General features: G+C 67.3%; 27 protein-coding genes. 11 read left to right on the top strand and 16 right to left on the bottom strand.

Annotated elements, in window-relative coordinates; translation table 11 throughout:
• Window positions 1-343: 343 nt before the first annotated feature.
• The gene (locus tag ACZ3IL_RS02650; RefSeq protein ID WP_467385805.1) at window positions 344-709 is read right to left on the bottom strand and encodes a VOC family protein; all 366 of its coding nucleotides are present in this window, start codon (window positions 707-709) and stop codon (window positions 344-346) included.
• Window positions 710-1049: 340 nt separating this feature from the next.
• Between ACZ3IL_RS02650 and ACZ3IL_RS02655 the strand changes: the two genes are divergently transcribed.
• The 3 genes from ACZ3IL_RS02655 to ACZ3IL_RS02665 all read left to right on the top strand — a co-directional run bounded on the left by ACZ3IL_RS02655 (window position 1050) and on the right by ACZ3IL_RS02665 (window position 2408).
• Window positions 1050-1691, top strand: coding sequence for a hypothetical protein (locus tag ACZ3IL_RS02655; RefSeq protein ID WP_467385807.1), 642 nt, complete (start codon window positions 1050-1052; stop codon window positions 1689-1691).
• Window positions 1692-1882: 191 nt separating this feature from the next.
• On the top strand, window positions 1883-2152 hold the full coding sequence (locus ACZ3IL_RS02660) for a type II toxin-antitoxin system Phd/YefM family antitoxin (RefSeq protein WP_019434848.1): 270 nt from the start codon (window positions 1883-1885) through the stop codon (window positions 2150-2152).
• Complete coding sequence (locus ACZ3IL_RS02665; RefSeq protein WP_467385809.1) at window positions 2145-2408, top strand: type II toxin-antitoxin system RelE family toxin; 264 nt, start codon at window positions 2145-2147, stop codon at window positions 2406-2408. The genes ACZ3IL_RS02660 and ACZ3IL_RS02665 overlap by 8 nt, the downstream gene beginning before the upstream one ends.
• 254 nt (window positions 2409-2662) lie before the next feature.
• Here ACZ3IL_RS02665 and ACZ3IL_RS02670 read toward each other — a convergent pair whose 3' ends face one another.
• Both ACZ3IL_RS02670 and ACZ3IL_RS02675 read right to left on the bottom strand, forming a co-directional pair.
• Complete coding sequence (locus tag ACZ3IL_RS02670; protein WP_467385811.1) at window positions 2663-3847, bottom strand: tyrosine-type recombinase/integrase; 1185 nt, start codon at window positions 3845-3847, stop codon at window positions 2663-2665.
• On the bottom strand, window positions 3822-4388 hold the full coding sequence (locus ACZ3IL_RS02675) for a hypothetical protein (RefSeq protein WP_150171767.1): 567 nt from the start codon (window positions 4386-4388) through the stop codon (window positions 3822-3824). The genes ACZ3IL_RS02670 and ACZ3IL_RS02675 overlap by 26 nt, the downstream gene beginning before the upstream one ends.
• Before the next feature lie 139 nt (window positions 4389-4527).
• Here ACZ3IL_RS02675 and ACZ3IL_RS02680 point away from each other — a divergent pair, with 139 nt between their 5' ends.
• The 3 genes from ACZ3IL_RS02680 (at window position 4528) to ACZ3IL_RS02690 (ending at window position 6131) form a co-directional block, all read left to right on the top strand.
• Window positions 4528-4692 carry a helix-turn-helix domain-containing protein gene (locus ACZ3IL_RS02680; protein WP_159024987.1) on the top strand — a complete coding sequence of 55 codons (165 nt, stop codon included), beginning with the start codon at window positions 4528-4530 and terminating at the stop codon, window positions 4690-4692.
• 116 nt (window positions 4693-4808) lie between these two features.
• Window positions 4809-5768 carry an AAA family ATPase gene (locus ACZ3IL_RS02685; protein ID WP_467385813.1) on the top strand — a complete coding sequence of 320 codons (960 nt, stop codon included), beginning with the start codon at window positions 4809-4811 and terminating at the stop codon, window positions 5766-5768.
• Window positions 5769-5990: 222 nt separating this feature from the next.
• Entirely contained in the window at window positions 5991-6131 is a 141-nt protein-coding gene (locus ACZ3IL_RS02690; protein ID WP_391901029.1) for a hypothetical protein, read from the top strand.
• Between the two features lie 169 nt (window positions 6132-6300).
• Here ACZ3IL_RS02690 and ACZ3IL_RS02695 read toward each other — a convergent pair whose 3' ends face one another.
• The 5 genes from ACZ3IL_RS02695 to ACZ3IL_RS02715 form a co-directional block, all read right to left on the bottom strand.
• Entirely contained in the window at window positions 6301-8295 is a 1995-nt protein-coding gene (locus ACZ3IL_RS02695; protein WP_467385816.1) for an ATP-binding protein, read from the bottom strand.
• 207 nt (window positions 8296-8502) lie between these two features.
• Window positions 8503-9183 carry a M48 family metallopeptidase gene (locus tag ACZ3IL_RS02700; protein ID WP_223828493.1) on the bottom strand — a complete coding sequence of 227 codons (681 nt, stop codon included), beginning with the start codon at window positions 9181-9183 and terminating at the stop codon, window positions 8503-8505.
• 34 nt (window positions 9184-9217) lie between these two features.
• Window positions 9218-12310 carry a type I restriction endonuclease subunit R gene (locus ACZ3IL_RS02705; RefSeq protein ID WP_467385819.1) on the bottom strand — a complete coding sequence of 1031 codons (3093 nt, stop codon included), beginning with the start codon at window positions 12308-12310 and terminating at the stop codon, window positions 9218-9220.
• Window positions 12307-13254, bottom strand: coding sequence for a restriction endonuclease subunit S (locus ACZ3IL_RS02710; protein WP_467385821.1), 948 nt, complete (start codon window positions 13252-13254; stop codon window positions 12307-12309). The genes ACZ3IL_RS02705 and ACZ3IL_RS02710 overlap by 4 nt, the downstream gene beginning before the upstream one ends.
• A gap of 281 nt (window positions 13255-13535) precedes the next feature.
• Window positions 13536-15971: a type I restriction-modification system subunit M gene (locus ACZ3IL_RS02715; RefSeq protein WP_467385823.1), complete on the bottom strand. Its 2436-nt coding sequence runs from the start codon at window positions 15969-15971 to the stop codon at window positions 13536-13538.
• A 318-nt stretch (window positions 15972-16289) separates the two neighbouring features.
• On the opposite strand from ACZ3IL_RS02715, the gene ACZ3IL_RS02720 reads away from it, so the two are divergent.
• Together ACZ3IL_RS02720 and ACZ3IL_RS02725 are read left to right on the top strand one after the other, a co-directional pair.
• Complete coding sequence (locus ACZ3IL_RS02720) at window positions 16290-16685, top strand: hypothetical protein (protein WP_352095708.1); 396 nt, start codon at window positions 16290-16292, stop codon at window positions 16683-16685.
• Window positions 16686-16917: 232 nt separating this feature from the next.
• Window positions 16918-17208, top strand: a complete 291-nt coding sequence (locus ACZ3IL_RS02725; RefSeq protein ID WP_467386838.1) for a hypothetical protein — start codon at window positions 16918-16920, stop codon at window positions 17206-17208.
• Here the strand turns inward: ACZ3IL_RS02725 and ACZ3IL_RS02730 are convergent.
• The 6 genes from ACZ3IL_RS02730 to ychF form a co-directional block, all read right to left on the bottom strand.
• Entirely contained in the window at window positions 17179-17400 is a 222-nt protein-coding gene (locus ACZ3IL_RS02730) for a DUF7848 domain-containing protein (RefSeq protein ID WP_467385826.1), read from the bottom strand. The two genes, ACZ3IL_RS02725 and ACZ3IL_RS02730, sit on opposite strands and share 30 nt — an antisense overlap.
• Window positions 17400-17570 carry a hypothetical protein gene (locus ACZ3IL_RS02735; protein ID WP_467385828.1) on the bottom strand — a complete coding sequence of 57 codons (171 nt, stop codon included), beginning with the start codon at window positions 17568-17570 and terminating at the stop codon, window positions 17400-17402. Before ACZ3IL_RS02735 ends, ACZ3IL_RS02730 begins: the two co-directional genes overlap by 1 nt.
• A gap of 94 nt (window positions 17571-17664) precedes the next feature.
• Entirely contained in the window at window positions 17665-18495 is an 831-nt protein-coding gene (locus ACZ3IL_RS02740) for a helix-turn-helix domain-containing protein (protein ID WP_467385830.1), read from the bottom strand.
• Window positions 18492-19037 carry a DUF6879 family protein gene (locus ACZ3IL_RS02745; RefSeq protein ID WP_467385832.1) on the bottom strand — a complete coding sequence of 182 codons (546 nt, stop codon included), beginning with the start codon at window positions 19035-19037 and terminating at the stop codon, window positions 18492-18494. Before ACZ3IL_RS02745 ends, ACZ3IL_RS02740 begins: the two co-directional genes overlap by 4 nt.
• Window positions 19021-19212 (bottom strand): hypothetical protein, encoded by a 192-nt coding sequence (locus ACZ3IL_RS02750; RefSeq protein WP_467385834.1) that lies wholly within the window; start codon window positions 19210-19212, stop codon window positions 19021-19023. The genes ACZ3IL_RS02745 and ACZ3IL_RS02750 overlap by 17 nt, the downstream gene beginning before the upstream one ends.
• Before the next feature lie 331 nt (window positions 19213-19543).
• Entirely contained in the window at window positions 19544-20632 is a 1089-nt protein-coding gene (gene ychF, locus ACZ3IL_RS02755) for a redox-regulated ATPase YchF (RefSeq protein WP_467385836.1), read from the bottom strand.
• Between the two features lie 422 nt (window positions 20633-21054).
• Here ychF and ACZ3IL_RS02760 point away from each other — a divergent pair, with 422 nt between their 5' ends.
• A complete protein-coding gene (locus tag ACZ3IL_RS02760) occupies window positions 21055-21552 on the top strand; it encodes a DUF6542 domain-containing protein (RefSeq protein WP_467385838.1) in 498 nt (165 codons plus the stop codon).
• Between the two features lie 175 nt (window positions 21553-21727).
• On the opposite strand, the gene ppgK is transcribed toward ACZ3IL_RS02760, so the two are convergent.
• Window positions 21728-22480, bottom strand: a complete 753-nt coding sequence (gene ppgK / locus ACZ3IL_RS02765) for a polyphosphate--glucose phosphotransferase (RefSeq protein WP_467385840.1) — start codon at window positions 22478-22480, stop codon at window positions 21728-21730.
• Between the two features lie 166 nt (window positions 22481-22646).
• A complete protein-coding gene (locus ACZ3IL_RS02770; RefSeq protein WP_467385842.1) occupies window positions 22647-23693 on the bottom strand; it encodes a 4-hydroxy-3-methylbut-2-enyl diphosphate reductase in 1047 nt (348 codons plus the stop codon).
• 105 nt (window positions 23694-23798) lie between these two features.
• Here ACZ3IL_RS02770 and ACZ3IL_RS02775 point away from each other — a divergent pair, with 105 nt between their 5' ends.
• Window positions 23799-25169 (top strand): APC family permease, encoded by a 1371-nt coding sequence (locus ACZ3IL_RS02775; protein WP_467385844.1) that lies wholly within the window; start codon window positions 23799-23801, stop codon window positions 25167-25169.
• A gap of 86 nt (window positions 25170-25255) precedes the next feature.
• Window positions 25256-26473, top strand: a complete 1218-nt coding sequence (gene xseA / locus ACZ3IL_RS02780; RefSeq protein ID WP_467385846.1) for an exodeoxyribonuclease VII large subunit — start codon at window positions 25256-25258, stop codon at window positions 26471-26473.
• The last annotated feature ends 105 nt before the right edge of the window (window positions 26474-26578 follow it).

Below are 26578 nucleotides of genomic sequence, written 5' to 3' on the forward strand. Positions count from 1 at the left end.
ATACGTGGGGCACGGCCACGGATCGCACGGAGCGAGGGCCCACGGCGACGAAGGTGACCGAAACCACGACGGGGGTGGCGCGGGGGGGGCCGGGTGGCGCGGATGTCCGGGTGGCGCGGATGTCCGGGTGGCGCGGATGTCCGGGTGGCGCGGATGTCCGGTGGAGTCCCGTGCGCTCCTCCGACGCGCCACCGCCGCGCGGCGACGCCCCGGCCCCCGGGGCATTCGGTACGGCCCCGCCCGCCATCCGCCGAACCGGGCCGGACGGCACAGGTCCGGCCGCCCCGGCCGGGCTCTTCCGCACGGTCGCGGTGGACCGCTCGCCCATGGGGGCACCGCCCGATCAGGTGCCTTCGACGAGGACGAGGTCGTTGCCGTCCGGGTCGCGCACCGTGAACATCGGCGGAACCCCGGGCCCGGCCCGCAGGATCTCCGCGTCCGCGTCGACGCCGCGTGCGCGCAGGGCGGCGTGGTCGGCCTCGGCGTCCCGGGTCGTGAAACGGATGCCGGCGGAGACCCCTTCGGGGACGAGCGCGACGGTCGTCGTCGCCCCCGGCGGCGCCACCTCGATCCAGCGCCCGTCGCCGAAGGGCACGTCCCGGCGTACGTCGAAACCGAACTCACCGACGTAGAACTCGACCGCCTTCCGCTGGTCGGACACACGGATTCCGACCGTGGCCACCTGTGTGATGCGCGTGCTCCCGCTCATACCCGGCCTCCCAGCCCTCGGCGTTCACCAGGTAGGACGGCGGCGGGCGGGGAAACTCATCGCCGGCCACGACATCCGGACGGACGGGACCCGTCGACGGGGCGAGTGCCGCCCGGCGGGGCCGTGACGAGCGCGGCGGCGTCCGGGTCCGCTCGCCACGCCCCCGCGTGTCCCGCCCTTTCGGGCCGTCCCGCGTCCTCCCGCCGTCCGATCCGGCCCCGGACGGGCTGCCCGTCCGGGGCCGGACGGGCGTCGGGCGTCCCGTGGGAGAGCACGGGGCGACACGGTCGACGACGGGCCGACGGCTCGGACTGTCGGTGTCCCCTGCTTCCATGGCGTCATGAGCACCGTGTACGAGACTGCCGCCCTTCTCCCCGAGCCCGCGGAACTCCGCTCCCACCTGCGCGCGTTGGCCGCCCTGGACGCCATGATCGGCGACGATCCGCGGTTCCGCCGCTACACCTTCGACGCCGCCTGGGGGCCCGCCGAGGAAGCGGCCCTGATGGACAACGGCTCGGGAGACGACTTCTGCGTCCTGTTCACCCCGGCGGGCGTGCTCATACGCGGCTTCGACCACGAGTCGGAGATGAGCCCGTACGGGACGGACGACGAGCAGGTGTGGCCCGGGGTCATCGACGAGGTCCCCGCCGCCCTCCGCCCCCTCCTGGACCGGCCCGCCTTCCGCGACGAGGGGATCGACGTCCCCCGGGTCACCGTCTGCCTGTGGCGGGAGACCGCCGACACCGCGTGGCGGGCCGGCTCGGCCATCGACTTCCCCTCGGGCGCCGAGAACCCGGACGGCTCCGCCTTCCTGTTCCACCTGCTCACCGACCGCTCCCCCGAGGCGGTCCATGCCCACTTCGAGGACTACTACGAGCGCCCCGTTCCCCTCGACGCCGTCCGCCACGTCCTCGCCGGACGGCCCCTCACCCCGGTGATCGCCACGGCCCTCGGACCGGCCGCGTCGACCTTGAACGATTGACCGGGTGACTGGGTGGCCGTACGCGAGGAAATCCAGCACCCCTCCCGCGCGAGAAAAGGCCAGGGGCCCGCCTCCGGAGAGGTGGCCCCCTTCCGAGTAGGCGTCCTCTCCAGCACGGTGCGAGTTCATCCAGCCCATCGAGCACCACAGACACATTGTGTACACATGGCACACTCGGTACGCTTGGGCGCATGACGCAGCCCCTGCCCATAGAGTCCATCCGCGATGTGCGCGCCCACCTGGCGGAAGTCGTGGAGCGCGCCGACCGCGACGACGTGCCCACGGTCATCACGCGCCGAGGGAAAGAAGTCGCCGCCGTCGTCTCCATCGAGGTGCTGCGCAAGTACCAGGAGTGGGAAGAGCGCGAGATCAACCGGATCATCGACGAGCGCATGGCCAACCCGGCCCCCGGCATCCCGATCGAGGACATCATGAGGGAGACGCTGGCGCGCGGTGAGTGAGTACCGAACCGTCTTCCGCCCCGAGGCACAGGCCGAGCTTCGGAAGATCCCTCGCAACATGACACTGCGCATCCTGGCCAAGCTCACCGAGCTGGAGACCGACCCCCTCGGCTTCAACACCACCGCCCTCGTGTCCCAGCCCGAGCGACGCCGTCTACGCGTCGGCGACTACCGCGTCGTCTACACGATCGACAACGGGGAGCTGGTGGTCTGGGTCGTTCATGTGGGACACCGGTCCACCGTTTATGAGACCTGATCGCCGCTGACCCACCGTCAGAATATCCAGCACCCATCCAGCACGGTGACGACGAAGGGGTTGGACTCGACAGAGCCCAACCCCTCCTGACCTGCATGTTTGCCGCGTCAGCGACGTGGTGTTATTTCATCCGCTCAGACATTGAAGCGGAACGTTCATGGGATTTCCTCCTGCCTAGTGTTCCCAAGGGTTTCCGCCCCTCGAAGAGGCACAGGGTCAGCACCAAGTCAGCACCGTGTCGCCGAGTCAGCACGTCATGCCGCCACGGCAACGGCGCGTACCGGCGACGGCCGAAGCGCCTGCTGCATCACGTCCCGGCACCGGTCCCACGCCTCCGGCACCAGGTGCCCGTACGTGTCGACGGTCGTCTTGATGTTCCGGTGACCGAGCCAGCGGCTCACTTCGTGGATCGGAACGCCGTTCGCGAGCGCCGTCGAGGCGAAGAAGTGGCGCAGCGAGTGAGGGGTGTACTTCGGCTTCATGTCCGGGGTGACCACGCCCGCCGCCGTGCACGCCTTCCGCCAGTGGTAGCCGTACGTCGACGCCGTGGGCATCTTCCCCTTGCCCCGCTCACGCGGTGCGAACAGCGCCTCTACGCCGTCGACCTCGACCGTGCCCCAGCGCTTCAGGTGGTTGCCGATCTCCTGGTCAAGGAACGTCGGCGTGGGCACGTCCCGGTACTCGTCCGCCGTACGGTGCTTGAGCGGCACGAAGCGGGTCACGCAGTCACCCTGATTCGCCTTGGCGCTGATCTGCCGGCGCAGCCGCAGGAAGCCCTCTCGCTGGCAGTCGGAGGTCAGCCCGAGAGCCTCGCTGATACGCAGCCCAGCACCCGCCTGGAGCCACACCGTGAGCCGGTACTGATCGGACATGGCGGCGGCGATGGCGTACACCTCCGCGAGCGTCGGTATCTCGTCCGGGTCGACGGCGGCGCCTGCCGTCTTGATCGGCGGCACCCCGTCGCACGGGCTCTCGTATATGCGCCGTTCCTTGACGGCCGTCGCCATCATGGCGCGCAGGATGTTCATGCGGTCGTTGACTGTCGATGCCGCCAACCCGCCGTTCACCATGGCCGTCTGAAGCTTCTTCACATCCGGGATGGTGACGCTGGCGAGGGCGCGGGCACCGAGCGCGGGAACCAGGTGGTTCGAGATGAAGCCCTGGTAGTTCCGTCGGGTCGACTCGTTCACCTGGTGCTGCGCGAGCCACTGTTCCGCCCACTTGCGCATGGAGATCTGCCCGAGCTGGTGGTCGATGTAGACCCCGGCCCGCTTGTCGTTCTCCGCCTTGACGCCGAAGCTCTCGGCCTCCCGCTTCGTGGGGAACGACTTCTCCCGCTGACGCCCCGTCCGCCCACCGGGCTCGCGGTACCGGACTGTCCACAGGTGCGCGCACCGGGTCTTGTTCCGGCAGTCACACTTCTTCAGTACCTGCGCCACTCTTCATCCCCCTGAGCACCTCGTCGGCCTTCTCCGTCAGCTGTCCGCCCGCCTTGCCCTCGACCTTGGTCAGGAAGCCGCGCTTCCGTGCAGCGCGCAGGTGCCCCTTGAGCGTGGCCTGCTTGATGTTCGTAATCTCCTCAAGCGCCTGGATCGGGGCCCGCTCGCCGATCTCGACGACCCGCACATAGACCGCCGAGAGCATGGCCAGGTACCTATCGGTGACCCCTCTGGGCGCGTCGGCGAGCCACCCACGCAGGAGTCCTGCTTCCTCCTCCACGGCCTGGTCAATACCGGTCGGAGCTGCGTCGAGCATCTCCACGAACGATCTGGTGTCGATCTGCCGGAGCACCGTGCTGGACAGGCCGCGGGCGATCTCCTGCGGGTCGCCGTCTTCGTGAGGCTCGATCCGAATCTCCTGCGGCCCACCGCCCACGGAGTCGGCTGGCCGCCACATCGTCACCTTCCATGAGCCAATGCGCCGGTGAATCTCGATGCCCGCACGCGACGGCGGACCGTCAGGGCTACGTGTGATCTCCATGCGAGGAACGTACGAGCCCATTCAGCCCCAGTCAAGTCTAGATGTGACGCATCCGGCTTTGACAGAACCAGACGCATTGCTCAGGATGATGCCGGTACGACGAACCGAAGGAGATCCGCCTTTGCACCACAACCGCCTGATGACCGTTGACGAACTGGCTGAGTACCTGGGCAAGAAGCCCGCCTGGATCTACAACAACCACCGGATACTCGGCCTCCCGTCCCGGAAGGTCGGCGGCAGCCTGCGCTTCCGCATGTCCGAGGTCGACCGCTGGCTCGACCGGGAGTGCCCGGCCTCGGCCTGACCTGCGGTCCTCTCACCCGTACCCGACCGAATGGAGGTCACATGATCCCGCCACCCGGCGGGAGACAGCGGCGCACACCTGTGCCGCTCCGCTCAAAGGAAGGACGGCCACGCACGGTGGGAGCCATCAAGGACAAGGGGCAGCAGCTCCACGAGATCGAGCGGGTCCCGTACGAGGACGCGTTCCTGATCGGCGACCTCCTCACCACCCGGACAACATTGCTGGCGGGCGAGCCCAAGGCGGGCAAGACACTGCTCAGCGCGGGCATGGGCATAGCCCTGCTCAACGGCGAGCCGACGTTCCTCGGCCTGCCGGTACATCGAAGAATCGACCACATCGTCTACGGCCTGACCGACGACGGCGCGGCGGAGGAATTGAAGGAGCGGCTGGGCGGTGCCGTACCGGACGACTCTGTGACCATCTTCCCCGTCCGGGACGCGGGGGACTCCGGCTACTGGAAGGGCATCTACGAAGATCTCGCGGACATCAGGCCGGGCCTGTTCGTCCTGGACAACATGCTCGGCGCGCTCGCACCGGGTGAGGACATCTCATCCCCGGTGACAGCGCAACGGTTCGGGCACAGCTTGCGTCCGATCACGGACATGGGCATCCCCGTGCTGGTGGTGACGCACACCCCGAAGGGAACGGCGGAGGGAATGAGCGTCGCATCCTCGCCCATCGGCGGACGGGCCATCGCGGCCGGCGCTCGCGGCATCATCACCTTGAGGAACTCCGGCAAGCGCGGGCGGCGCATCGAAGTCAAGATGAATCGCGCCCGGGAAGACCTCAACCTCGACGTCACCGTGCACCGGGCCAGCGCGACCAGCGAGGTCCCTGTCTGGGAGCGGGCGAGGCCCCAGATCAAGGCCGTCGACATGCCGAAGGCGAAGCCCTGGGACGAAGTGCTCGCAGCGCGGATCATCGAGGAGCAGCCGGAGGAGACGAACTACAGGCCGCTTGCCCAGCGGTACGCCCCGACGGTCGGCAAGAGCGTGGAGACCATTCGCCCCAAGCTCAGGGATGCCCTGGAGTACGTCGACGGGCGCTGGACCCGGAGGCGCTCCGAGCCCGCCTGATCCGTGGTGGTGGTGATGCAGCCCCCTGACAGGAAGTGTCACCACCACCAGCTACCTCGCTCCGCTCGGCAAGCCTCGCTCCTCCTTCTGCTTACGTAAGTACGTCAGGATCTCTGGACACTGGCGGCCTGTGGCCGACCAGCACGCAGGCCACTGGGGGACTACGAAAGCCCGAGGCCTCGAAGCCCGCCAGACAAAGGCAGCGGCTCCCCGAAGGAGCTGTTGAACGAGCAAGACGACTTACACAAGTACACGATTGCGTCCAGCGGCGAAGCCGTAAGCCTGTGCAGCGGCGAAGAGCAAGTACGTGAAGCCGTGAAGAAGCCCAACCAGGAAGCGGCCTATCGGCCGTTCTTCACGTAGACGACTTACGAGGCTCGACTTGCGTACTTGCTCTCGCCGCTGCCTTCCTCGGGGCCGCGGATGCGGCCCACTCGTCAGGAGTCGGTGAGGCTCACGTCCAGTTTCTGACGCCGTTGCTCCCTACCCATGCCCTTCCGCCGTTGCCCTTCACCGCCGTAGGGATGGGGCCTCACGAGGTGGCGGCAGCTCCGATCGTTCCGCTGTCCCCCGCCCTGGCCGCGGGCACCGTACCGTCGCCCACCAGATCCATGACCGCGTCAGTGTGTTCCCTGATCAGATAGTCCATGGCGTGCTCGGTCGACGACTGATACTCAAGCTGCTCGCTGTAGAAGCGAAGCCGCTCCTGCGCGTCCTCGATGATCTCGCCCCAGGTGCGTACCCAGATCCGGTACGTGGGCTGGTTGACAGCACATCCAGGCATCCGGTCCTGCTGGTGGGCAAGTTGGCGAAGACCGTCGTCCATGGCATTGCCGACGAGCCAGAAGTCCCAGGTCACCTTGGGGTCCCGGAACCGGTCGTCGTTCATAACCGCTTGCGCATAGCTGTTGATCTGCGTGAACTCGGACATGCCGAGGGTGACACTCGACCTCTTGAGTTCGATCACGAGGTGGTGACGCTCCCCTTTCCGCTGCCGGGCAGCACGGGACAGCATCAGGTCGACGATCCCCCGACTCCCGTCCTCCCTCAGAACGGGGGCCGGTGCAGGTGTGTCCCGATCAAGAAGACGACAGTGCTGTCTCAGTACCTCGTTCAGACTGCGGTCGCTGACGTGCAGTCCGTACTCCTCGCCGAAGATCCAGCACTCGTTCTCCAGGATCCGGTGCAGCTCCGTCCGTTCCTTGACCCGTCCCTTGGCCGCGGGGTCGAAGACGAGGTGCTCCAGGGCAGACAGGAAATCGAGGCGTCCGGTTGTCGCGGTCGACGCCTTGATCAGGGCGGACAGCGGCGTACGATCCAGCAGCCGACTGAGTTCTGTCTGCTCCTGCTTGGAAAGCGCGAATAGCTCCTCGGCGATGCGCAGCACTTCGCCCGGTTCGTGGGTCAAGACGGAGCGCAGAAGCGCGAAGGACACCTTCTGGGCCCTCTTGCTCGCCGGCAAGTGCCGGACGACCGCGGTCGCCACGGCGTCAAAGGTCTCGCGCTCCGCGCGCTCCTGGTCGTTGGCGGGCTCGCCTGCATACGGGTAGAAGCCTTCCGCACGCCACGAGTCGACGAGCTCACGACGGCGCTCATCGGCTCGGGAACGGAAGTGCTCACGCATACGCTCTCGGGCTTCGGCCAGCACCTCGGCAGCGGGCCCCTCCGGTGTCCAATCGGCGAAGGCGAGGTCGCCGACTGAATCATCCTCGAACCCCGACCAGGACAGGTACGCCGTGAAGTGGAAGCCCGGAGCCTGGATCTCCGGCTTCAGCTGCGCCAAGGACATACCTCGGCCGTCGCAGAGGAACAAAGCCCGGGAGTACGGACGCGACCATTCGATGATCTTCAACTGGGCCGACGGGTGAGAACTGTCCGGCGGAGCCGCCACCTCGTACGTCTCGACGTGAACCTGCTCAGACGCCGGGTCCAGCCGCGTCCCGTCGTAGGTGATGCAGATGTCCGGGTACGCCTCCAAATGGAGGGCGAAGGCGGCAGTCAGCGCCGTACGGGCGGCGTCCTCGGTCAGCTTCTGGAGGTCTTCCCCACCGAACGCCTCGAAGATCGTCCCCGTCACGTCGGCCGTCGGCTCGGGATCGCTGACGTCGAACTCGTCCATGGAGCCGCGATCGGACTCGATGACCACACGACGGCGGATCCCCTGCATTCCGCTCACGCTGGTCCAGCGCACCTCGCTGCCGAGCGCGAAGGCCCGGACTCGGCCTCGCCCGTTCTTCCCGTGCAGCACGCGCTTCTTGACCTCGCTGACCTGCGTGCGCTTCTTCCAGGACGTACCGATCTGCTCGAAGTAGTCGCCGCACTTCTCCGCCGCGATACCAGTGCCGTCGTCGATCACGGCAACCCGGTCGACTCCACCAAAGTCGTTGCGCTCAAGCACGACGGTGACAGTCTCGGCGTCCGCGTCGAGAGAGTTCCATATCAGCTCCTCGACGGCTCCGACGGGATGGCGCAGGCGTGCCAGCTCCTCGACGTGCCCCCGCCCTACGGTCAACCGAAGCTTCGCCATGGGGTCAGCACCTTCCGCGTCATCGTCATCTGATGGGACTGAGGGGAAGCTGGACGCCTCCCCCATTTTTAACTCGCATAGCTGATAAACGTCACTCGATATTTTCGAGCAACGGAAATGCGTCCACTGTCCCTATGGGCTTCAGGGCAGACATGGGGCTGTTGCCGTGGAGAAGGCCGCGTCGGACACAAGTAGTCCTCGCTGCACTCAACGCCCCGTCCATAGCTCGTCAGAGAGCGGTGCGTCATTCAGGCGATCACGGCGACTACGCCAGTCCGGCAGGAAGCCATCCATCAGCTGGGCGAAGCGCTGGCCGTGTCCCCGTTCGAGATAATGGACCATCTCGTGAACGACGACGTACTCAAGGCACTCTGGATGCTTCTTGGCCAGTTCGGAGTTGAACCACAGGCGGCGGGTCTCCCGGTTGCAGGAGCCCCACTTGGTCTTCATCCGGCGGATACCCCACCACGGCACCGAAACCCCGAGCTTGGTCTCCCAGCGCTCGATGAGCGCAGGGATCGCCTGACGGAGTTGCTCACGACACCACCGGTCGAGCAGGTCGCGCCGGCGCTCCTCACTCGTCCCGCTCGGCACGTAGAGCACCATTCGGTCGCCGTCGAGTTCTACATGCGGGCGTCCGGGCCGCTCGATGACCTTCAGGCGTCGTCGCACACCCCACACGTAGTGGGACTCTCCGCTGACCATCTCGCGCACTGACTGACGCTCCGCCGAGCGCAGTTGATCCTGCTGACGCTTGATCCACGGCAACCGCTGGATGACGGCCAGGCGAACCTGATCGTCATCCAGCTGCTGAGGCGCGGCCACCCGAACGCGCCCTATGGGGGGGTACACACCGATGTGCAGGTTCTTGATGTCCTTGTAGACCACGTGGACGTCAATGCCCCGGACCGCGAGACGGGCGCTAGTGGTACTCATGCCTTGCCTTCACCAGTTCAAGGAGCTCATCAAGCCGGTCGAAATCGTCGGGCAGCGCTCGCTTCAGCGCGTTCCGAACCTTCCGCTCCCTTAACGGGTTACCCACCCATGCATGCGGCTTCGAGTGGAGCACCGCGGTGTCGACCTCGACAGCCAGTCGCTCATCAGGGAGGAAGAAGTCGACCAAGGCCCGCTTCGCCCCGTTGTTGGCCCAGGTGGGGTACTTGTACGTGTCGTCGGACTCTCCCCTACCGAGCTGCGCGGCAGTCTCCAGCAATTTGGCGAGGTAGTCCTGGTACTCGATCGCGCCCTGGCGCCGCTCCTCGATTATGGCGTCGAGCAGCTCCGACATCTTGTCGAAGTACTTCGGATTCGTCGCATGCTCTTCAATGATCAGCTTGCGCATGTTGTTAGCGACCGTCTCGGCGACGGCTTCAGGGCTGCTCTTGATTCCCTTCGGCAGCTTGTCGAGGGCCCCGGCGCCCAGTTCGACGATGAGTTGAACGAGGCCGGTGTCCTCGAAGTCGGACACGGTCTCGGACGCGTCCGCCTGGATGTAGGTGTCCAGAAGGAACCGCATACCGGCCTCGTACTGCTTGAAGTCAACGTCCTCGCCGGCTCCGAGCTTCACCTCGTCGCGGACATCCGTGTAATGCCGGATCTCAGCGCGGATGTCCTCGGCCTCCTGGCTGGTGTATCCGGCGGCTTCCATGTCGTTGGCCAGGTTGGCGAAGGCCCGCGTGACCGCGGCAACGGCCTTGTAGAGCTCGACACGCTTGGGCTCGTTGGCCTTGAGCTGCTCGGCGTTGCCGGGATCAGCCGCACAGAAGTACTGCTGGTACTGGAGCGTGTTCCGGGGCTGCGCAACCACCTCGCAGAGCGCGCGGATTCGTTCCAGCGCTTCGTCGAGAGCCTCTCGCCCCTTCTCGATCCGGTCAGTCAGCAGGCCCTCGATGTCCTGTGGTTCGTACCCGTCGAGTGCCCCGGACGTGTAGTCGGTGATGGCGTCCTGTAGGGAGTTGAACAGGTCGCGGTAGTCGACGATACAGCCGAACTCCTTGTCGTCTCCGTCGAGTCGGTTGACCCGGCAGATCGCCTGGAACAGGCCGTGATCGCTCATCTTCTTGTCGATGTAAAGGTACGTGGCGCTCGGCGCATCGAACCCGGTCAGAAGCTTGTCGACCACGATGAGCAGGCGCATCCGGCCAGGCTCCTCGACAAACTGTCGCTTGACCTCTTTCTCGAACTCGTCAACCTTCGTCATGGCAGCGTCTTCGGACTCTCCGAAGTGGCCGGCGAGCATCCTTCGATAGATGTCGTACTGACGCAGCTTCTCCGTCTGGCCTGCGCCGGAGTCCTCCTTGGAGATATCTCCGGGACTCGGGGCGTAACTTGTGACGATGGCGCACTTCCCTCGGAAGCCCGCGTTGCAGAACAGCTCGTAGAACTTGCATGCCTGGTAGATGCTCTCGCCCACGAGCATGGCGTTACCGCGCCCGTCCATCAGGCGGGGCTTGGTCTCCATGTCGAGCAGGATGTCCTGCACGATCTGCTTCGCCCGAGGCTCGGAGGAAACGACCTTCTGCATCGTGCCCCAGCGCTTCTTCAGCTCCGCCTTCGACAGGTCGGTCATGCCCCGGGTCTTGGCCTCGAACCACTTGTCCACCTGCGCGGGCGATGTCAAGTGCTGGTCGATGGAGCGGGCTTCGTAGCAGAGGTCGAGCACGACGCCGTCCTCGACGGCCTCGTCGAACTTGTAGGTGTGGATGAACGACCCAAATTTCTCCATACTGGTGGCCTTGTCCGCCTTGAGCAGCGGTGTCCCCGTGAACCCGATGAACATGGCGCCCGGCAGCAGGTCCTTCATCGCGTCGTGCATCTTGCCGGACTGAGTGCGGTGGGCCTCGTCGACGAAGACGAAGAGGTTGCCCTTGGCCTTGAAGCCCTTGGGGATCCTGGCCTTGAGCTCCTTGATGAACTCGTTGTCGGCCTTGGATCCGTCCTTACCATCCGCCGAGCTACCGAACTTGTGCACGAGAGAGCAGATGAGCCACTCGGCAGACTTATTCAGAGTGCCCAGGAGGTCCACGCCACTACTGGTGCGATAGATCTGCTCGTTGACGCCGTTGAAGACGTTCTCGATCTGCTCGTCCAGCTCGGTGCGATCGGTGATCAGCAGGACTCGGGCGTCGTCTTGGTGCTCCCGGATCCACTTCGCCAGCCACACCATCGTGAGTGACTTCCCCGAACCCTGGGTGTGCCAGATGATGCCGCCCTCGCGACGACCGATACGTTCCTGCGCGGCCTTGACGCCGAAGTACTGGTTGTGACGGCACGCCTTACGGACACCGGAGTCGAAAACGGTGAAGTCATGGATCAGTTCAAGCAGCCGCTCCTTACCGCACATCTGAAGCAGAGCCCGGTCCAGCGGCTCCTCGACGTCAGAGGGCTCCTTCCACTGCAACCAGTACTTCTCAGGCGTATCGATGACGCCGTAGCGCAGGCCCTCCACGTCGTTGCCGGCGAGCACGAGCTGGACGGTGGAGAAGAACGACCGGATGAACCCGGGCTTCTGATTCCCGATGGTCTGCCGGATGCCCTCGCTCACCGCCACCCTGGAGCGCTTGAGTTCCAGAGTCACTAGAGCCAGGCCGTTGACGTAGAGCACGATGTCGGGTCGCTTCGTCTGCTTCCCGACAATCGTCACCTCCTCAACGACGACCAAGTCATTGGCCTGCGGGTCGTTCCAGTCGATGAGCCAGACCGTCTCGTACTGCTCGCCGGCACCCGGTTTTACCTTGACGCCGTAGCGCAGCAACTCATAGACGGCGCGGTTCGCCTCGTACAGGTCACGGCCGCCGCCGAGTGCGGCGGCCTTCTTTAGGTGGTCGATCGCTTTGCTCACGAGGGTGCTGTCGTAACCGCGGGCACGGAGGTTCGACTCCAGCAGCTCGACCTCGATGTTCGCGTTGCCGACGCGACGCTCCCAGCTACCGAGATAGCGGTACCCCAGATTCTCCTTGAACAGCCGCACAACCCGGTTCTGGGCCTCGCGCTCGACCTGCCCGACGTCACTCATTCACTGCCCTCCCCCTGAACAGGCAGGCACACCCGTCCACTGAGGAGCTCCTGCATCATCCCCAGCCTGACGAGTTGAGCCTTCGACAAGCACCGCCCCAGGGCATCGATCTCGTCGTCGATACCACTGACCACATCCGCAATTGCGCTCTGGGTCTCGATACCAGGAGCAGAGAACGTGAGCTGCGCGTACTCCCGACCGTTAATACCGGGCTGTCCGCTTCGAACGGACGTACGCGCCACCCAGTTCCAATACTCCTTGGTCTGCGCAAAGAGTGAAAAGTATTTCGGGTTAAGCCTCTGCGGATCAGGGGCGATATTGATCAGAAACCCTGCGTATACGAGTTCACCGTCCCGAGGGTCGTAAAGGTACGACTTCCCAACACTGGCCCCCGTTCGCGCAAATACCAACTCACCATCACCGAGCTTATAGTCCGAGCTCCTAGGATGCTTCACCCCAACTTTTGGCTTGGGAGAGAATTTGCCCGAGTCATCGATGTCGGTGATGCGAATGTAAGTGGGAAACCCTGAGGTCAGAGGCGATGCAGCTGCATTAATTCCGTATCGAGGCGGACGGCGGAGCAGCTCACTCAAGCTCCATTCTTTCCACATATCGTCCGCACATCCAGGCAAATGTGCCACACCTGTGAGAAGTTGCTGCACGAGCCCTTTCTTAATCGCCCTCTTCTTGACAATCAGGCGCTCCAAGGCAGCGACGGAATGGTCGGCGTCCCGGAGTGCAGCTCCGATCATTCGCTGCTGCTCAATACTAATGTCCGGAATTCGAATCGATCCGACCTGCTGAAAGTTGAGCCCCTGACGATTGCCGCCCGCTTGAAAAGCGGCGATCTGGTCCTGTCCGATGCGCGAGAGGAGGACGGCATTCACAAAGTACGGATCCATAACACCGGGCTTGAGCCGAATCTCGCAGACGTGCTGGTTCACGTTCCCACCGTCCAGCTCGGCCGTCGCGACTGCGCACCGGCCGATCGATGCCCCGGTGATGTTCAGGAGAACGTCGCCCTCGCGGACCTCCGTTGATGCAAACGTTCCATGCGTCGCATCGTCGATATAGGCCAGGTCCGCAAGCCTCAACTCGCCCCACCCGACGTTCTGACTGCGAACGAAGGGCCTTCCTGACGTCTTGTATGCCGCGGCGCCCCCCCGTGGGGTGATCCCGCTGCCGAGGCGTGTGGTGACATCGATGAGGCGAACTGTGGACCCGGTCACGACTCGACCCCCATCGATGCGAGGTGTCGGGCCACTCGCGCCTTGGCAGCGATCAACTCCGCATCCAGGTAGCTCACGGTCGCCGCGTAGCGATTGCCGAGCTCCTGAATTCGGTTCACTAGTGCGAGCGTCAGGCCCTCTACTTCCGACACCACACGACTCCTGACCGTCGCCTTCCATTTGTCGTCTAGTACGAGCGACCGTACGTCGGCCTCCTTGAGGTCGCCGTACTTCTTCAGGGTGGCAAGACCGAGCGCCGCTTCCGCTTCCTTGGCGGCCTTCTTGGCCACGGCCTCGGCGTTGTAGAGCTTAATCAAGTAGGCCAGGGCCTCGATCTCGGCAGCATCTGCTCGTTCGTGTCGAGCAGCCTTCAAGCGAGCCGACGTAAGTGCCTTGTTGATCTTGCCGTCGTCCATGGCCTCCGCCAGGAGCCCGTCCTCGACGGCGTGTTCCTCGACGTACTCCTCGACCGCACGGCTGGCCTCGTCTGCCGCCGTCGTGAGTTCGTCCACCTCGGCCTGCTCCATCGCGAAATAGCGGGCAATGATCAGGGCTGGCGGGATGAGATCCATCTTGTACTTGACGGCACTGCGGCCCGAGCCCACGACGAGGTCGGGCGCCTCGGAGAGCTTGCGATCCTTGTCCACTGTGATCATGCGTGGCTTGACGGCGTCGAGCCAGCCGTCATTCATGATCATGAAAACATCGTCGTGCATGACGTCGTGCCAGTACGTCATGAGCTGCTCGTAGACGTCGTACTCGTCCAGAAGCGGCACTGGCTTGAAGCGCGAGAGCAGGGCATCGCCGAGAGTGGCGATGAGGTCGTTCGGCAGGGTGTCGGCGTCAATGCCCTCGAAGCATTCACGATGGGCACCGAACCACTCGGCGACGAGATCGCGGGCCGCGTCGATGAATGTCTGGAACTCGGGTGAGTCCAGGATCTTCTCCTGAACTTGACCTACATCGATGGTCAGGTTGCTGTAACCAGGGCGGTCTAGCTGGAACAGCTGGTCGCGTAGCTGCGGAAAGGCGTCCCAGTAGCCGCTGAGCGCGTCGAGGTCCCGGTCGGGGATTCCCCCGTGCAGATGCGCGTGAAGGTCCTGGACGTCCTCAGGCTCAGAGGAGTCGATGTAGCGGGAGATACTGAGGTTGTAACCGTTCTTTGGATCAGCGATCTCCGACAGCGGGACCATGCGTGAGTAACGCTCGAGCGTGGTCTGCCGCGTGAAGACATCGACAATCTTGTGGATGTCCTGACTGCGCAGCCGGTTCTTGGGGCCGTCCTTGATAAAGCCCTTGGAGGCGTCGATCATGAAGACTCCGGTACGGCCGACAGCGTTCTCCTTGTCCAGGATGATGATGCAGGCGGGGATAGTGGTTCCGTAGAAGAGGTTCGCGGGGAGACCGATGATGCCCTTGATGAACCCTTGCTTCAGCAAGCGCTGACGGATGTCGGCTTCGGCGTTGCCTCGGAAGAGCACTCCGTGCGGGAGGATGACCGCCGCCTTGCCCGTGCTCTTGAGTGACTTAAGGATGTGCAGCAGGAAGGCGTAGTCGCCGTTCTTCTCCGGGGGCCGGCCGTACTCGAAGCGGCCGTACTCCTGCTCCAGTCCGTTGCTCCAGGACTTGATCGAGAACGGCGGGTTGGCCACGGCGAAGTCGAACGTCTGGAGTGCGCTGCCGTTGGTGAACTGAGGGCTGGTGATCGTGTCGCCCTTGAGGATCTCAGCGTCCTCGTGCCCGTGCAGGATCATGTTCATCTTGGACAGCGCCCACGTGGCGTTGTCCTTCTCCTGGCCGTAGATCGTGATGCCGCGCGAGGTCTCGGCGGCGACCTTCAGGAGGAGCGAGCCGGAGCCACAGGTCGGGTCGTAGACCGTCTGGTCCTGGCGGGTGTCCTTGGTAATGCCAACCACCTTGGCCAGAACCCGGGAGACCTCGGCGGGTGTGTAGAACTGACCTTTGCTCTTGCCGGACTCCGTGGCGAAGTGGCGCATCAGGTACTCGTAGGCGTCACCAAGGAGGTCGTCACCCTCAGCACGAGAGCCTCGAAAGTCCAGGTCACTGAAGATCGTGACCAGCGTGGAGAGCCGGTCCTGGATCTCCTTGGCCTTGCCGAGCTTCTCCTCATCGTTGAAGTCAGCGAGGTCGATGACGTTGCGCAGGTCGTTCGCCTCGGCGAGACGACTGATGATCTTGTTGAAGCGGTCGCCGATCTCCTTGTCCCCCTTGGCGGCAACCATGTCGTCGAAGGAGCCGCCGGGCGGGACGTCGATGAGGCTGTCGGGGTCCGCTTTGGCCTTGTCGGAGACGTACTTCACGAAGAGCAGCGTGAGGATGTAGTCCTTGTACTGGCCGGCGTCCATCCCGCCGCGCAGCTCGTCGCAGCTCTTCCAGAGCGAGCTGTAAAGGTCTGTCTTCTTGAGGGCCAAGGCTCTTCTTCCCGGTAAGTCATGGCGGTCGCGCGGGCCGCCAACCCTGATGCCTGCGGCGTGACGCACGTCGCGCGGCCGTTTCCAGCCGTCGATGCGAGTTCCACGCAAGCGGCAGCCGAGTCCACGCGGGAAGCGTAGTGGAGAAAGCGGCCGAGCTGCCCTGTATGGGAAGAGAGGCACCTCGCGGCCAACGCCAAACAGAGCCGCCCGGCGGGCAGGCCACAGAGCGAAGCCGTACGAGCGCCACGAAACCTGATCGGGCGATGTCAGATGATTGCCTGACAGGCGAGGGATGGGTCCGGTAGATCTGTGCTCGTGACTGACTCCACGCCCCCCGAGGACGGCGAGCCCACCACCTTCCGCGAGAAGGCAAAGGACTGGGCCGAGAAGCACCCCAGGACGATCCGCCTCGCCAAAGCCGCGGTGGCGACTGTAGGCATGGCTGTCGTGGTCGGGGTCCTCACACCGCGCGGTATGACAGAAGACGAAGCCGAGTTCGCCGGGCAAGCCGAGGGCGCCGCAGACGCGGAGGACGCCGAGTCGGCCGCCGACTCCACACAGGAGACCGAGCAGCGGAAATCGCCCGACAAGCACAACGTCGTCCCGCACAAGAGGCGACTTAAGGACGGCCGCGAGATCGACGTGTCGGGCTACGAGCGGGGCGGCTCCTCGGAGGACGAGGACGAGAACCCTGGCGAAGCTGCGGCCTGACGCCTCTCATTCCTGTGCAGTGCCGGCGGAGGCCCTGCAGAACGCTCGCGCTGCCGCTGACCTGCGGAGATGCGCCCGCTTGACCGCGTGGGCGCGAAGCCCTCGTCGACCCTGGAACCGTGGCAGAACCCGAGCTGCTAAGACGCGGCGGACTGGAGCACAGGGCCAAGGGGTCATACCCCACCCCCTTCGCCCTCTCCCGGTTCTCCGTCGCCACCCCTACGATCCGCCCATGATCAAGCTGACGTGGGCGCTGATAGCCCAGCACGTAGACGAGTGGACCGGCGACGACGCATCGCAGGGTGCAGCCGTCCTCGAAGCGAGGGTGGGTGCTGTGGTCGACGCGAGCGGCATGAAGTCGGAGACCGTGCAGCACTGGCGTGCCGACTTCCTTGCTCCGGTGGTCACATCCGTACAGAAGGGGCGGCAGCCCTTGCCAGGGGCGAGTCGTGGAGCAAGGCCGCCGGACCGTTCCTGGCGTGCGCCTCTTCCGTCACCCCGTCCGCACCACCAGAGCGAATGACGTACACACGCGCCTGAAGCCCTCGTGGCCGGTGCGTCCCGTGTGCCCCATGCACTCGATGTCCACAGCCGCCCCGTCTTCGGAAGGCGTCGCTGACCAGTCGCAGTGGAGGCACTCGGCCTCGAATGTCACGTCGGTGTCCGGGTACTGGGTGATCCGGTGCGTGACGTAGCGCAGCACAGCGCGGGGCATTACCCGCCCCCGTGCGCGTCCCGCAGGTGCGCGCGCAGGGTCACGTTCATGTCGGACACCTTGGAGTAGTCCCAGACCGACCCGGCGTTGGCCCGTTGTACCGCGAGGCCGAGGCAGTCCCGGCAGCCCGGGACGGGTTCCGGCCGTGCCGGCGGTAGGGAAGAAGCCACCGGCTCCGGCAGCGTCGACGGTTCTCCGTGCATCTCGTACGCCTCCCCGCATCTCGTCGAGAAGGCCATGGTCAGCCGGTCCGAGGGGCCGGAGCTAGGGCGTTTCCCGTTCGCGCAAGAACGCGTCCCGGATGCCCTCGACTAGGTCGCGCATTGCGTCCCCAGCAAGGGACACGGAGACGAAGCGGTCGAACTTCTCGACGTACAGGGAGACGTCCCGTGGGTCGGTGACGACCACCTCGGCGTGTGTCGTCTCGACCGTCACCACGCGGTCGTCCCGGATGACGAAGGAGTGACCGGGCACGTCGCGCTGCGGCGCGTCGAGGGGAACCACGCGCACGTCCACGTTCGGCAGGCGGGACACCGACACGATGCGATCCAGCTGGCCCGCCATCATCGCGGGCGGGAGGAGACGCCAGCGCAGGACAGGTTCCGTCACCACGAAGTGGAGGACTTTTCCGGTGTCGTACAGGACGCGTTGCCGCTCGATCCGGACAGAAGCCGTACGGGAGAGCTGCTCGTCCGTGAGGCCCTTCGGCTCCAGCACGGCCCGGATGTACTCGGGCGTCTGGAGCAGACCGGGAACCAGGGACGGCTGGAAGAGGCGCAGGAGCGTCATCGAGGACTCCAGCGCCCTGATCTGCTCCTGCTTCTTGTGGTAGCCCATGCGCCGGAAGAGTCGCCATGCAGTCGCCTCGGTGGCCTGTGCACGGGCTACGGCGAGGTACTCGGCCTTGATCTCCGGGGACACATCCAAGGCCGTGAGAATGCGCTCTACGTCCGCTGCCGCCGGGGCGACACGGCCGTTCTCGATCTTCGACAACTTGGCCGTCGACATGACAGCGCTGCGGGCGACGGCCTTGGCCTCCTTGCCGGACGCCTGCCGTAGCGCCCGCAGAGCGGCGCCCAGTTCTGCCTGATTCACGCTGCTCCGTGCTTCTCCCACCACTCGGCGAAGGGCACCGACATGGCCAGGGCGACGCTTCGATGCGTCGCGTACTCGAACTCCTCGCCCGTGGGCAACGCCCCCTGTGCCGGGACAAAGGTCGGCCCGGTGAACGCCCCGTTCTCGTCGTAGTTGAGCACGACGGGCTCGCGCCCGTCGAAGAGCCAGAAGTCGGGCACACCTTCCAACGGATTCGGGCGGTCGGTCGTGTCGAGGATGTGGAACTCCTCGCCCGCCGTCATGTTCGTCTGGTAGCCCCAGCCCAGCTCGTAGTGGAGGTACGGCGTGAGCGGGCGGGACAGGATGTGGACGCGCACCATGCGCTTCGCGCTCTCCGTCGCCTTGCGCACAGTCTCCAACCAGCCCGCGTTGTAGTCCTCGGGCTTGGGCTCCCCCGCAAGGAAGGCGCGGAAGGCTGCGGGGTTTCCCGAGTTGCTGTAGTCGTCGAGGGTCTCCAGCCGGAACGCCTCCTCCTGGAAGGTGGAGAACCGGGCGGCCAGGTCGTTAGATGCGCTGATCACGAATTGCCTTCCGAATGAGGTCCATCGGGATTTCCACCAGGGCTTCGCCCTCCGGCACGTCGAGACTGTGTCCCGTCGGCACGCCTCCCTGCACGATCAGGGTTCCCTTGTCGGTCGCGTACAGGGTGGGACAGTCCCCGTTCTCACAGGTCGTAGCCAGCTTCGTCAGCCTCATACGGTGCCCCCTCGTTCCCGTGCTCCGGTGTCCCGTTCATCGTTCCCAGTCGGCGGCCTGCACAACAAGAGGTTCGGATTTCCAGAACGGGAAACCGGTCTGCCGTCGCTTCGTCCGGGTCAATCCCTTCGGCTGCCCTCCCCTCCCCCGCCGGAGCCCCAGGTCAGAGCCCCCGATACCCGCCGCCAGGGTCAGCACCAAGTCAGCACACGACCCGGAAACAGCCTGAATCCGCAGGAGAAAACAGGAAGGGGCCAGATCCGAAGATCTGGCCCCTGACCTGGGGTTTCTTGCTCTGACCAGCCACTTCAGCCGATCAAGGAATCAGGCACTACACGTTGAAGCGGAACTCCACGACGTCCCCGTCCTGCATCACGTACTCCTTGCCCTCCATGCGCGCCTTGCCGGCCGCGCGGGCGTCGGCGACCGAGCCCGTCTCCACGAGGTCGGCGAAGGAGATGACCTCGGCCTTGATGAAGCCCTTCTGGAAGTCGGTGTGGATGACACCGGCCGCCTCGGGGGCCGTCGCGCCCTTCTTGATGGTCCAGGCGCGGGACTCCTTGGGGCCTGCCGTCAGGTAGGTCTGGAGGCCCAGGGTGTCGAAGCCGACGCGGGCGAGGGTGGCGAGGCCGGGCTCCTCGGCGCCTACGGACTGGAGGAGCTCCATGGCGTCCTCCTCGTCCAGCTCGGCGAGGTCCTGCTCCAGCTTGGCGTTGAGGAAGATCGCCTCCGCCGGGGCGACCAGGGCGCTCTGCTCCGCCTTGAAGGCGTCGTCGGTCAGCTCGTCCTCGTCCACGTTGAAGACGTAGAGGAACGGCTTCGCGGTGAGCAGGTGCAGGTCGTGGAGGAGTTCCGCCTTCTCCGAGCCCTGGACGATACCCTGCGAGAAGAGGGTGTCGCCGCGTTCCAGGATCGCCTGGGCCGCCTCGACCGCCGCGACCTTCGGCGCCACGTCCTTCTTGATCCGGGACTCCTTCTGGAGGCGCGGCAGGACCTTCTCGATCGTCTGGAGGTCCGCGAGGATCAGCTCCGTGTTGATCGTCTCGATGTCGTCCTTCGGCGAGACCTTGCCGTCGACGTGGACGACGTTCTCGTCCTTGAAGGCGCGGATGACCTGGCAGATGGCGTCCGACTCGCGGATGTTCGCCAGGAACTTGTTGCCCAGGCCCTCGCCCTCGCTCGCGCCGCGCACGATGCCCGCGATGTCGACGAAGTCGACCGTCGCCGGGAGGATGCGCTGCGAGCCGAAGATCTCGGCGAGCTTGGTGAGGCGGGCGTCGGGGACGCCGACGACGCCGACGTTGGGCTCGATCGTGGCGAACGGGTAGTTGGCCGCCAGCACGTCGTTCTTGGTCAGGGCGTTGAACAGGGTCGACTTGCCGACATTCGGCAGACCGACGATTCCGATCGTGAGCGACACGGTGGCGACTTCCTGAAGTGTGGACGGGGGGCCGGTTCCCCAGTTTACGGGCGGGGCGAACCGGCCGGTGACGTCGGCCTTCGGCCGTTCTCGGGCGCAAGGTCGCCCAAAGCGCGTGTCCCGGACCCGGTTCCCGCCCCTTCCCGACCTACGTTGGTCGAATGGAGCAGCACAGGACAAGCCGGCCCCCAGGGCGCCGACGGCCGAAATCCCCCGGCAAACCGCCCGTCGCCCCGCCCTCCGCCGCACCGCACGCCGCCCCTTCCGGTTCCGGCCCGCTCGCGGAGGGCTCCTCCGCCCACCGCGTGGCCCGCGGCTCCGGGCGGCCCCCCGGCGGTGCCCGCGTCGAGCGGACCGGGTCTCCCGGCGTTCCCGGCCGCGCCCCGGACCGCGCTCCCGCCCGGCGGCCCGGCGGCCGGTCCGTGCCCCCCGTCGTCCTGGCCCTGCGGCGGCTCCCCGCGCCCCGGCTCACCGGTCTCGGCGGCGGGCTCTTCGCCTCCGCGGCCATGCTGGCCGCCGGCCTCCTCGACCTGCTGCTCCTCGACGCCTCCCCCACCGTCTACGGACTGCTGTTCCTGCTGGTCAGCGCCCTGACGGCGCTCTGGGTCCGTACCGCCGACCTGGTCACCGCCCCCATCGGCGTCCCCATCGCCTTCGCCGTCGGCATCGTCCCCGTCGCGGGCGGTACGGGGGGGCTCGGCGGGCAGGCCATGGCCGTCGTGACCGCCCTGGCCGTGCAGGCCGGGTGGCTGTACGGCGGCACCCTGATCGCCGGCGTCATCACGAGCGTCCGCAAGGTGCGGGACATGGGGCGGCGGCAGCGGCGCCCCCGGCCGGGCCCGGGACCGGCCGGCCCTCCGGCCCCGACGTCGGCCCCGGGCCCGGCTCCGAAGACCACCAGGCCCGCCAAGGCCCGGTGAGACGGGCGCGGGGGTGAGCCGGACGTGCCGGTGGTGGGCGACGGGCCGCCGGGCGGGCCGTACGGTGGGCGGCCGTGCGGCCCGCACCTCTCGTACGGCCTTCCGTACGGTCTCCCGTCCCCGTTGCCCGTCCTCAGGCCTTGCTGCCCGCCGTCACCCGCCGCCGTACCCGTCCTCAGGCCTTGTCCGCCGCCGCGGCGGCCATCGCCGCTCCCACGATGCCCGCGTTGTTCTGGAGTTCCGCCGGGACGATCTCCGCGCGGACGCCCTCGATGAGCGGCAGGAACTTGTCCGCCTTGCGGCTGACGCCGCCGCCGATGATGAAGAGTTCCGGCGAGAACAGCATCTCCACGTGCTCCAGGTACTTCCGCACCCTGCGGGTCGCCCAGTGCTCCCAGGAGAGGTCCTCGTCCTCCTTGGCCTTCGTGGAGGCCCGCTTCTCCGCGTCGTGGCCCTTCAGCTCCAGGTGGCCCAGCTCCGTGTTGGGGACGAGCCGGCCGTCGACGAAGAGGGCGGAGCCGATGCCCGTGCCGAGGGTCAGCATGATCACGGTGCCCTTGCGGCCCCGGCCGGCGCCGAAGGTCATCTCCGCGATCCCGGCCGCGTCCGCGTCGTTCAGGACGGTCACGGGAAGGCCCCCGAGGCGGGTGCCGAGGAGCGCGCCCGCGTCGACGCCGATCCACGACGCGTCGACGTTGGCGGCCGTACGGATCGTGGAGCCGGTCACCACGCCGGGGAAGGTCACTCCCACCGGTCCCGTCCAGCCGAAGTTCTCCACGACCTCCGCGACGCAGTCCGCCACACCGTCGGGTGTGGAGGGCTGCGGAGTCAGTACCTTGTGGCGCTCCGCGGTGAGCGCGCCGCGCTCCAGGTCCACGGGAGCGCCCTTGATGCCCGAGCCGCCGATGTCCACTCCGAAGACGTTCATGGACCCACCGTAAAGGCTGGGGCGCCGAGTTACTCCTCGGCCAAGCCGCTCCCGGCCCGGTCGCCCTCGGCCGCGTCGCTCCCGCCCCGGTCGTCCCCGGCCCGGTCGTCCCCGGCCCGGTCGTCCCCGGCCCGGGGCGTCCGCCCGCCGGGGACGACCGGCCGGGTCACTCCTGGACCGGGGCCGCCGCCGCGCGCAGCTTCTCGGCCTCGGCCCGCAGGTCCTTGTTGCGGAGTTCCTTGGGAAGCGAGAAGGTCAGGGACTCGTCGGCCGTCTTGACGATCTCGACGTCCGCGTAACCGCGCTCGGCGAGCCACTCCAGGACCTCCTGCACCAGGACGTCCGGGACGGAGGCGCCGGAGGAGAGGCCGACGCTGGTGACGCCCTCCAGCCAGGCCTCGTCGATCTCGCTCGCGAAGTCCACGAGGTACGCGGCGGGGACGCCGGCCTGCTTGGCGACCTCGACCATGCGGATCGAGTTGGAGGAGTTCTTCGAGCCGACGACGATCACCAGCTCGGCCTGGCCGGCCAGCTCCTTGATCGCGGTCTGGCGGTTCTGCGTGGCGTAGCAGATGTCGTCGGACGGCGGGGAGATCAGCTGCGGGAACTTCTCCTTCAGCGCGTCGACCGTCTCCATCGTCTCGTCGACCGAGAGCGTGGTCTGGGACAGCCAGACGACGCGGGAGGGGTCGCGGACCTCGATCTTCGCCACGTCCTCGGGGCCGTCGACGAGCTGGATGTGGTCCGGGGCCTCTCCGGAGGTGCCGATGACCTCCTCGTGGCCCTCGTGGCCGATGAGGAGGATGTCGAAGTCGTCCTTGGCGAAGCGGACGGCCTCCTTGTGGACCTTGGTGACCAGCGGGCAGGTGGCGTCGATGGTCGCGAGCCGGCCCTGCCGGGCCTCCTCGTGGACGGTCGGGGCGACGCCGTGCGCGGAGAACATCACGATGTTGCCCGGCGGCACCTCGGTCGCCTGGTCGACGAAGATCGCGCCCTTCCGCTCCAGGGTCTGGACGACGTACTTGTTGTGGACGATCTCGTGCCGGACGTAGATCGGGGCCCCGTACTGCTCCAGGGCCTTCTCCACCGCGATCACGGCACGGTCCACGCCCGCGCAGTAGCCGCGGGGAGCGGCGAGCAGGACACGCTTCGGGCGGTTCGTCGCGGAGGCGGAATCGGGCGTCGGCGCGGGCGTTGCAGTCATGCGTCCCATCGTAAGGCCGCGCTCCCCCGCGGCCGCGCGGGTCGGCGGAAGGCCGCGTTCCGCACGGCCGCGTCGGTCAGCGGTTCGGCCGCCGTCGTGGCCGAAACTGGGCCCATGGCCGAGGAAGCGCGGGTGACGGCGGGTACGGACGGCGGGAACCACACGGGGCTCCGGCGGAGCCTCGGGTTCCGTGACCTGGTGGTGTACGGGCTGCTCTTCATCGCGCCCATGGCGCCGGTCGGCGTCTTCGGGACGCTCGACGCCACGTCGCACGGCGCGGTCGCGCTCGTGTACGTCGTGGCGACGGTCGCCATGGCGTTCACGGCGTTCAGCTACGCCCAGATGGTGCGGGTCGCCCCCCGGGCGGGCTCCGTCTTCACGTACGCGCGCAAGGGGCTCGGGGAGGGGCCGGGGTTCGTCGCCGGATGGATGGCGATGCTCGACTACCTGCTGATCCCCGCCGTCGCCTACCTCTTCGCGGGCATCGCCATGGAGGCGCTGGTCCCGGAGGTGGACCGGTGGGTGTGGACCGGGATCGCGGTGGTCCTCACCACCCTGCTCAACCTGTGGGGCGTGCGGGCGGCCGCCCGGGTCGGCTTCGTCGTGCTCGCGATGGAGATCGTCGTCCTGCTGGTCTTCGTCGTCTCGGCCGTGGTGACGCTCGTACGGGACGGGGCGCAGCGCGACGTGTGGTCGCCGCTGACCGGGGACGTCTCCTTCTCGCTCGCGGCGGTGCTCGGCGCGGTCTCGATCGCCGTCCTCTCCTACCTGGGCTTCGACGCCATCGCCTCCTTCGCCGAGGAGGTCACCGGGGGTTCGGGGAAGGTGGCGCGGGCGCTGCTGTTCTGCCTGGCCCTCGCGGGCGTGCTCTTCGTGGCGCAGACCTGGCTGGTGGCGCTGCTCGAACCGGTCTCCTCCGCCGACCTCGCCGCCGACCCCGGGAAGCAGGGCTCCGCCTTCTACGACGCCGTGGACACCTCGGTCGGCGGCTGGCTGCACGACCTGGTGGCCGTCTCGAAGGCGATCGGAGCGGCCTTCGCGGCGCTCGCCGGGCAGGCGGCCGGGGGGCGGCTGCTCTTCGCGATGGGCCGCGACCGGCGGCTGCCCCGTCTCCTGGCCCGGACGGACGGCGGCGTGCCGCGCGTGGCGCTGGTCGTGGCGGCGGCGGTGACGATGGTCGCGGCGGTGTGGGCGGCGCGGCGGGACGACGGCCTCGACCACCTGGTGTCGGTGGTCGACGTCGGCGCCCTGACGGCCTTCGTCCTGCTGCACGCGAGCGTGGTGGGCTGGTTCGCCGTACGGAGGGGGGAGGGGCCGCCGAACGTGTTCAAGCACGTGGTGGTCCCGGTCGTGGGCGCGGCGATCCTGGTCGCGGTGATCGTGGAGGCCTCGCCGGCGGCCCAGGTGGTGGGCGTGGTGTGGCTGGGCGTGGGGCTCGCGGTGCTGGCGGTCCAGGGGGTGCGCCGGGAGCCCCGGCGGGAGTAGAGGGCTCCGGGAGGAGGGGCGCCGGGACGCCGTGCCCCGCCCCGCGGCGTCCTGACGTTGTCGTACCGCGCCGTTACGCTCGGTCCATGGCTCTGACTACGTCCGCAGAAGCACCGCTTCCCGTCGGTGAGGTCTCCCGGCTGATCGGCGGGTGGATCGACCGGCTCGGGGCGGTCTGGGTCGAGGGGCAGATCACGCAGCTGTCGCGGCGCCCCGGCGCCGGGGTCGTCTTCCTGACGCTGCGCGACCCCTCGCACGACGTCTCCGTCGGCGTCACCTGCTACCGGCAGGTGTTCGACGCGGTCGCGGACGTCGTGTCGGAGGGGGCCAGGGTCGTCGTGCACGCCAAGCCCGAGTGGTACGCGCCGCGCGGGCAGCTGTCGCTGCGGGCCGCCGAGATCAAACCGGTCGGGATCGGGGAGCTGCTCGCCCGGCTGGAGCAGCTGAAGCGGACCCTGGCCGCCGAGGGACTGTTCGCGGCCGCCCGGAAGAAGCCGCTGCCGTTCCTGCCGCACCGGATCGGCCTCGTCTGCGGACGCGCGTCGGCCGCCGAGCGGGACGTCCTGGAGAACGCGCGCCGCCGCTGGCCCGCCGTCCGCTTCGAGGTGCGGAACGTCGCGGTGCAGGGCGTGAAGGCGGTGCCGCAGGTCGTGGGGGCGGTCCGGGAGCTGGACGCGGACCCGGACGTGGACGTGATCGTCGTGGCCCGGGGCGGCGGAAGCGTTGAGGACCTGCTGCCGTTCTCGGACGAGCAGCTCGTCCGGGCGGTGGCGGACTGCCGTACGCCGGTGGTCTCCGCGATCGGGCACGAGCCGGACTCGCCCCTGCTCGACCTGGTGGCCGACCTGCGCGCCTCGACGCCGACGGACGCGGCCAAGAAGGTCGTCCCGGACGTCGGGGAGGAGCTGGAGCGGGTGCGCGGGCTCCGGGACCGGGCGCTGCGGACCGTGCGGGGGCTGCTGGACCGGGAGGAGCGCGGTCTGGCGCACGCCCTCGCGCGGCCCGCCATGGAGCGGCCGCTGCGCATGGTCGAGGTCCGCGAGGACGAGGTGTCCGCGCTGCTCGCCCGGAGCCGGCGGGTCCTCGGCCACCTCCTCGACCGGGCCGACTCGGAGCTCTCGCACACCCGGGCGCGGGTCCGGGCGCTGTCGCCCGCCGCGACGCTGGAGCGGGGGTACGCGGTGCTCCAGCGGGCGGACGGCACGGTGGTCCGCTCCCCCGGGGAGGTCGCCGGGGACGAGGAGCTGCGCGCCCGGGTCGCGGAGGGCGAGTTCGCGGTGCGGCGCGTGGCGGACTCCGGCTGAACGCTCCGGCCGAGAGCTCAGGACGAGCGCTCAGGACGGAGGGAACGGCGCCGCACACGGCCACCGGCCACTCACCATCGACCCCACCCATCACACCCATCACAC

It is taken from the genome of Streptomyces sp. NPDC014907 (assembly GCF_055562975.1).

Coding starts and splice junctions, on each gene's coding strand:
- ACZ3IL_RS02650 (WP_467385805.1), bottom strand. CDS start 709: ATGAGCGGGAGCACGCGCATCACACAGGTGGCCACGGTCGGAATCCGT.
- ACZ3IL_RS02655 (WP_467385807.1), top strand. CDS start 1,050: ATGAGCACCGTGTACGAGACTGCCGCCCTTCTCCCCGAGCCCGCGGAA.
- ACZ3IL_RS02660 (WP_019434848.1), top strand. CDS start 1,883: ATGACGCAGCCCCTGCCCATAGAGTCCATCCGCGATGTGCGCGCCCAC.
- ACZ3IL_RS02675 (WP_150171767.1), bottom strand. CDS start 4,388: ATGGAGATCACACGTAGCCCTGACGGTCCGCCGTCGCGTGCGGGCATC.
- ACZ3IL_RS02680 (WP_159024987.1), top strand. CDS start 4,528: ATGACCGTTGACGAACTGGCTGAGTACCTGGGCAAGAAGCCCGCCTGG.
- ACZ3IL_RS02695 (WP_467385816.1), bottom strand. CDS start 8,295: ATGGCGAAGCTTCGGTTGACCGTAGGGCGGGGGCACGTCGAGGAGCTG.
- ACZ3IL_RS02705 (WP_467385819.1), bottom strand. CDS start 12,310: ATGAGTGACGTCGGGCAGGTCGAGCGCGAGGCCCAGAACCGGGTTGTG.
- ACZ3IL_RS02725 (WP_467386838.1), top strand. CDS start 16,918: ATGATCAAGCTGACGTGGGCGCTGATAGCCCAGCACGTAGACGAGTGG.
- ACZ3IL_RS02730 (WP_467385826.1), bottom strand. CDS start 17,400: ATGCCCCGCGCTGTGCTGCGCTACGTCACGCACCGGATCACCCAGTAC.
- ACZ3IL_RS02750 (WP_467385834.1), bottom strand. CDS start 19,212: ATGAGGCTGACGAAGCTGGCTACGACCTGTGAGAACGGGGACTGTCCC.
- ppgK (WP_467385840.1), bottom strand. CDS start 22,480: ATGAACGTCTTCGGAGTGGACATCGGCGGCTCGGGCATCAAGGGCGCT.
- ACZ3IL_RS02770 (WP_467385842.1), bottom strand. CDS start 23,693: ATGGGACGCATGACTGCAACGCCCGCGCCGACGCCCGATTCCGCCTCC.
- ACZ3IL_RS02775 (WP_467385844.1), top strand. CDS start 23,799: ATGGCCGAGGAAGCGCGGGTGACGGCGGGTACGGACGGCGGGAACCAC.
- xseA (WP_467385846.1), top strand. CDS start 25,256: ATGGCTCTGACTACGTCCGCAGAAGCACCGCTTCCCGTCGGTGAGGTC.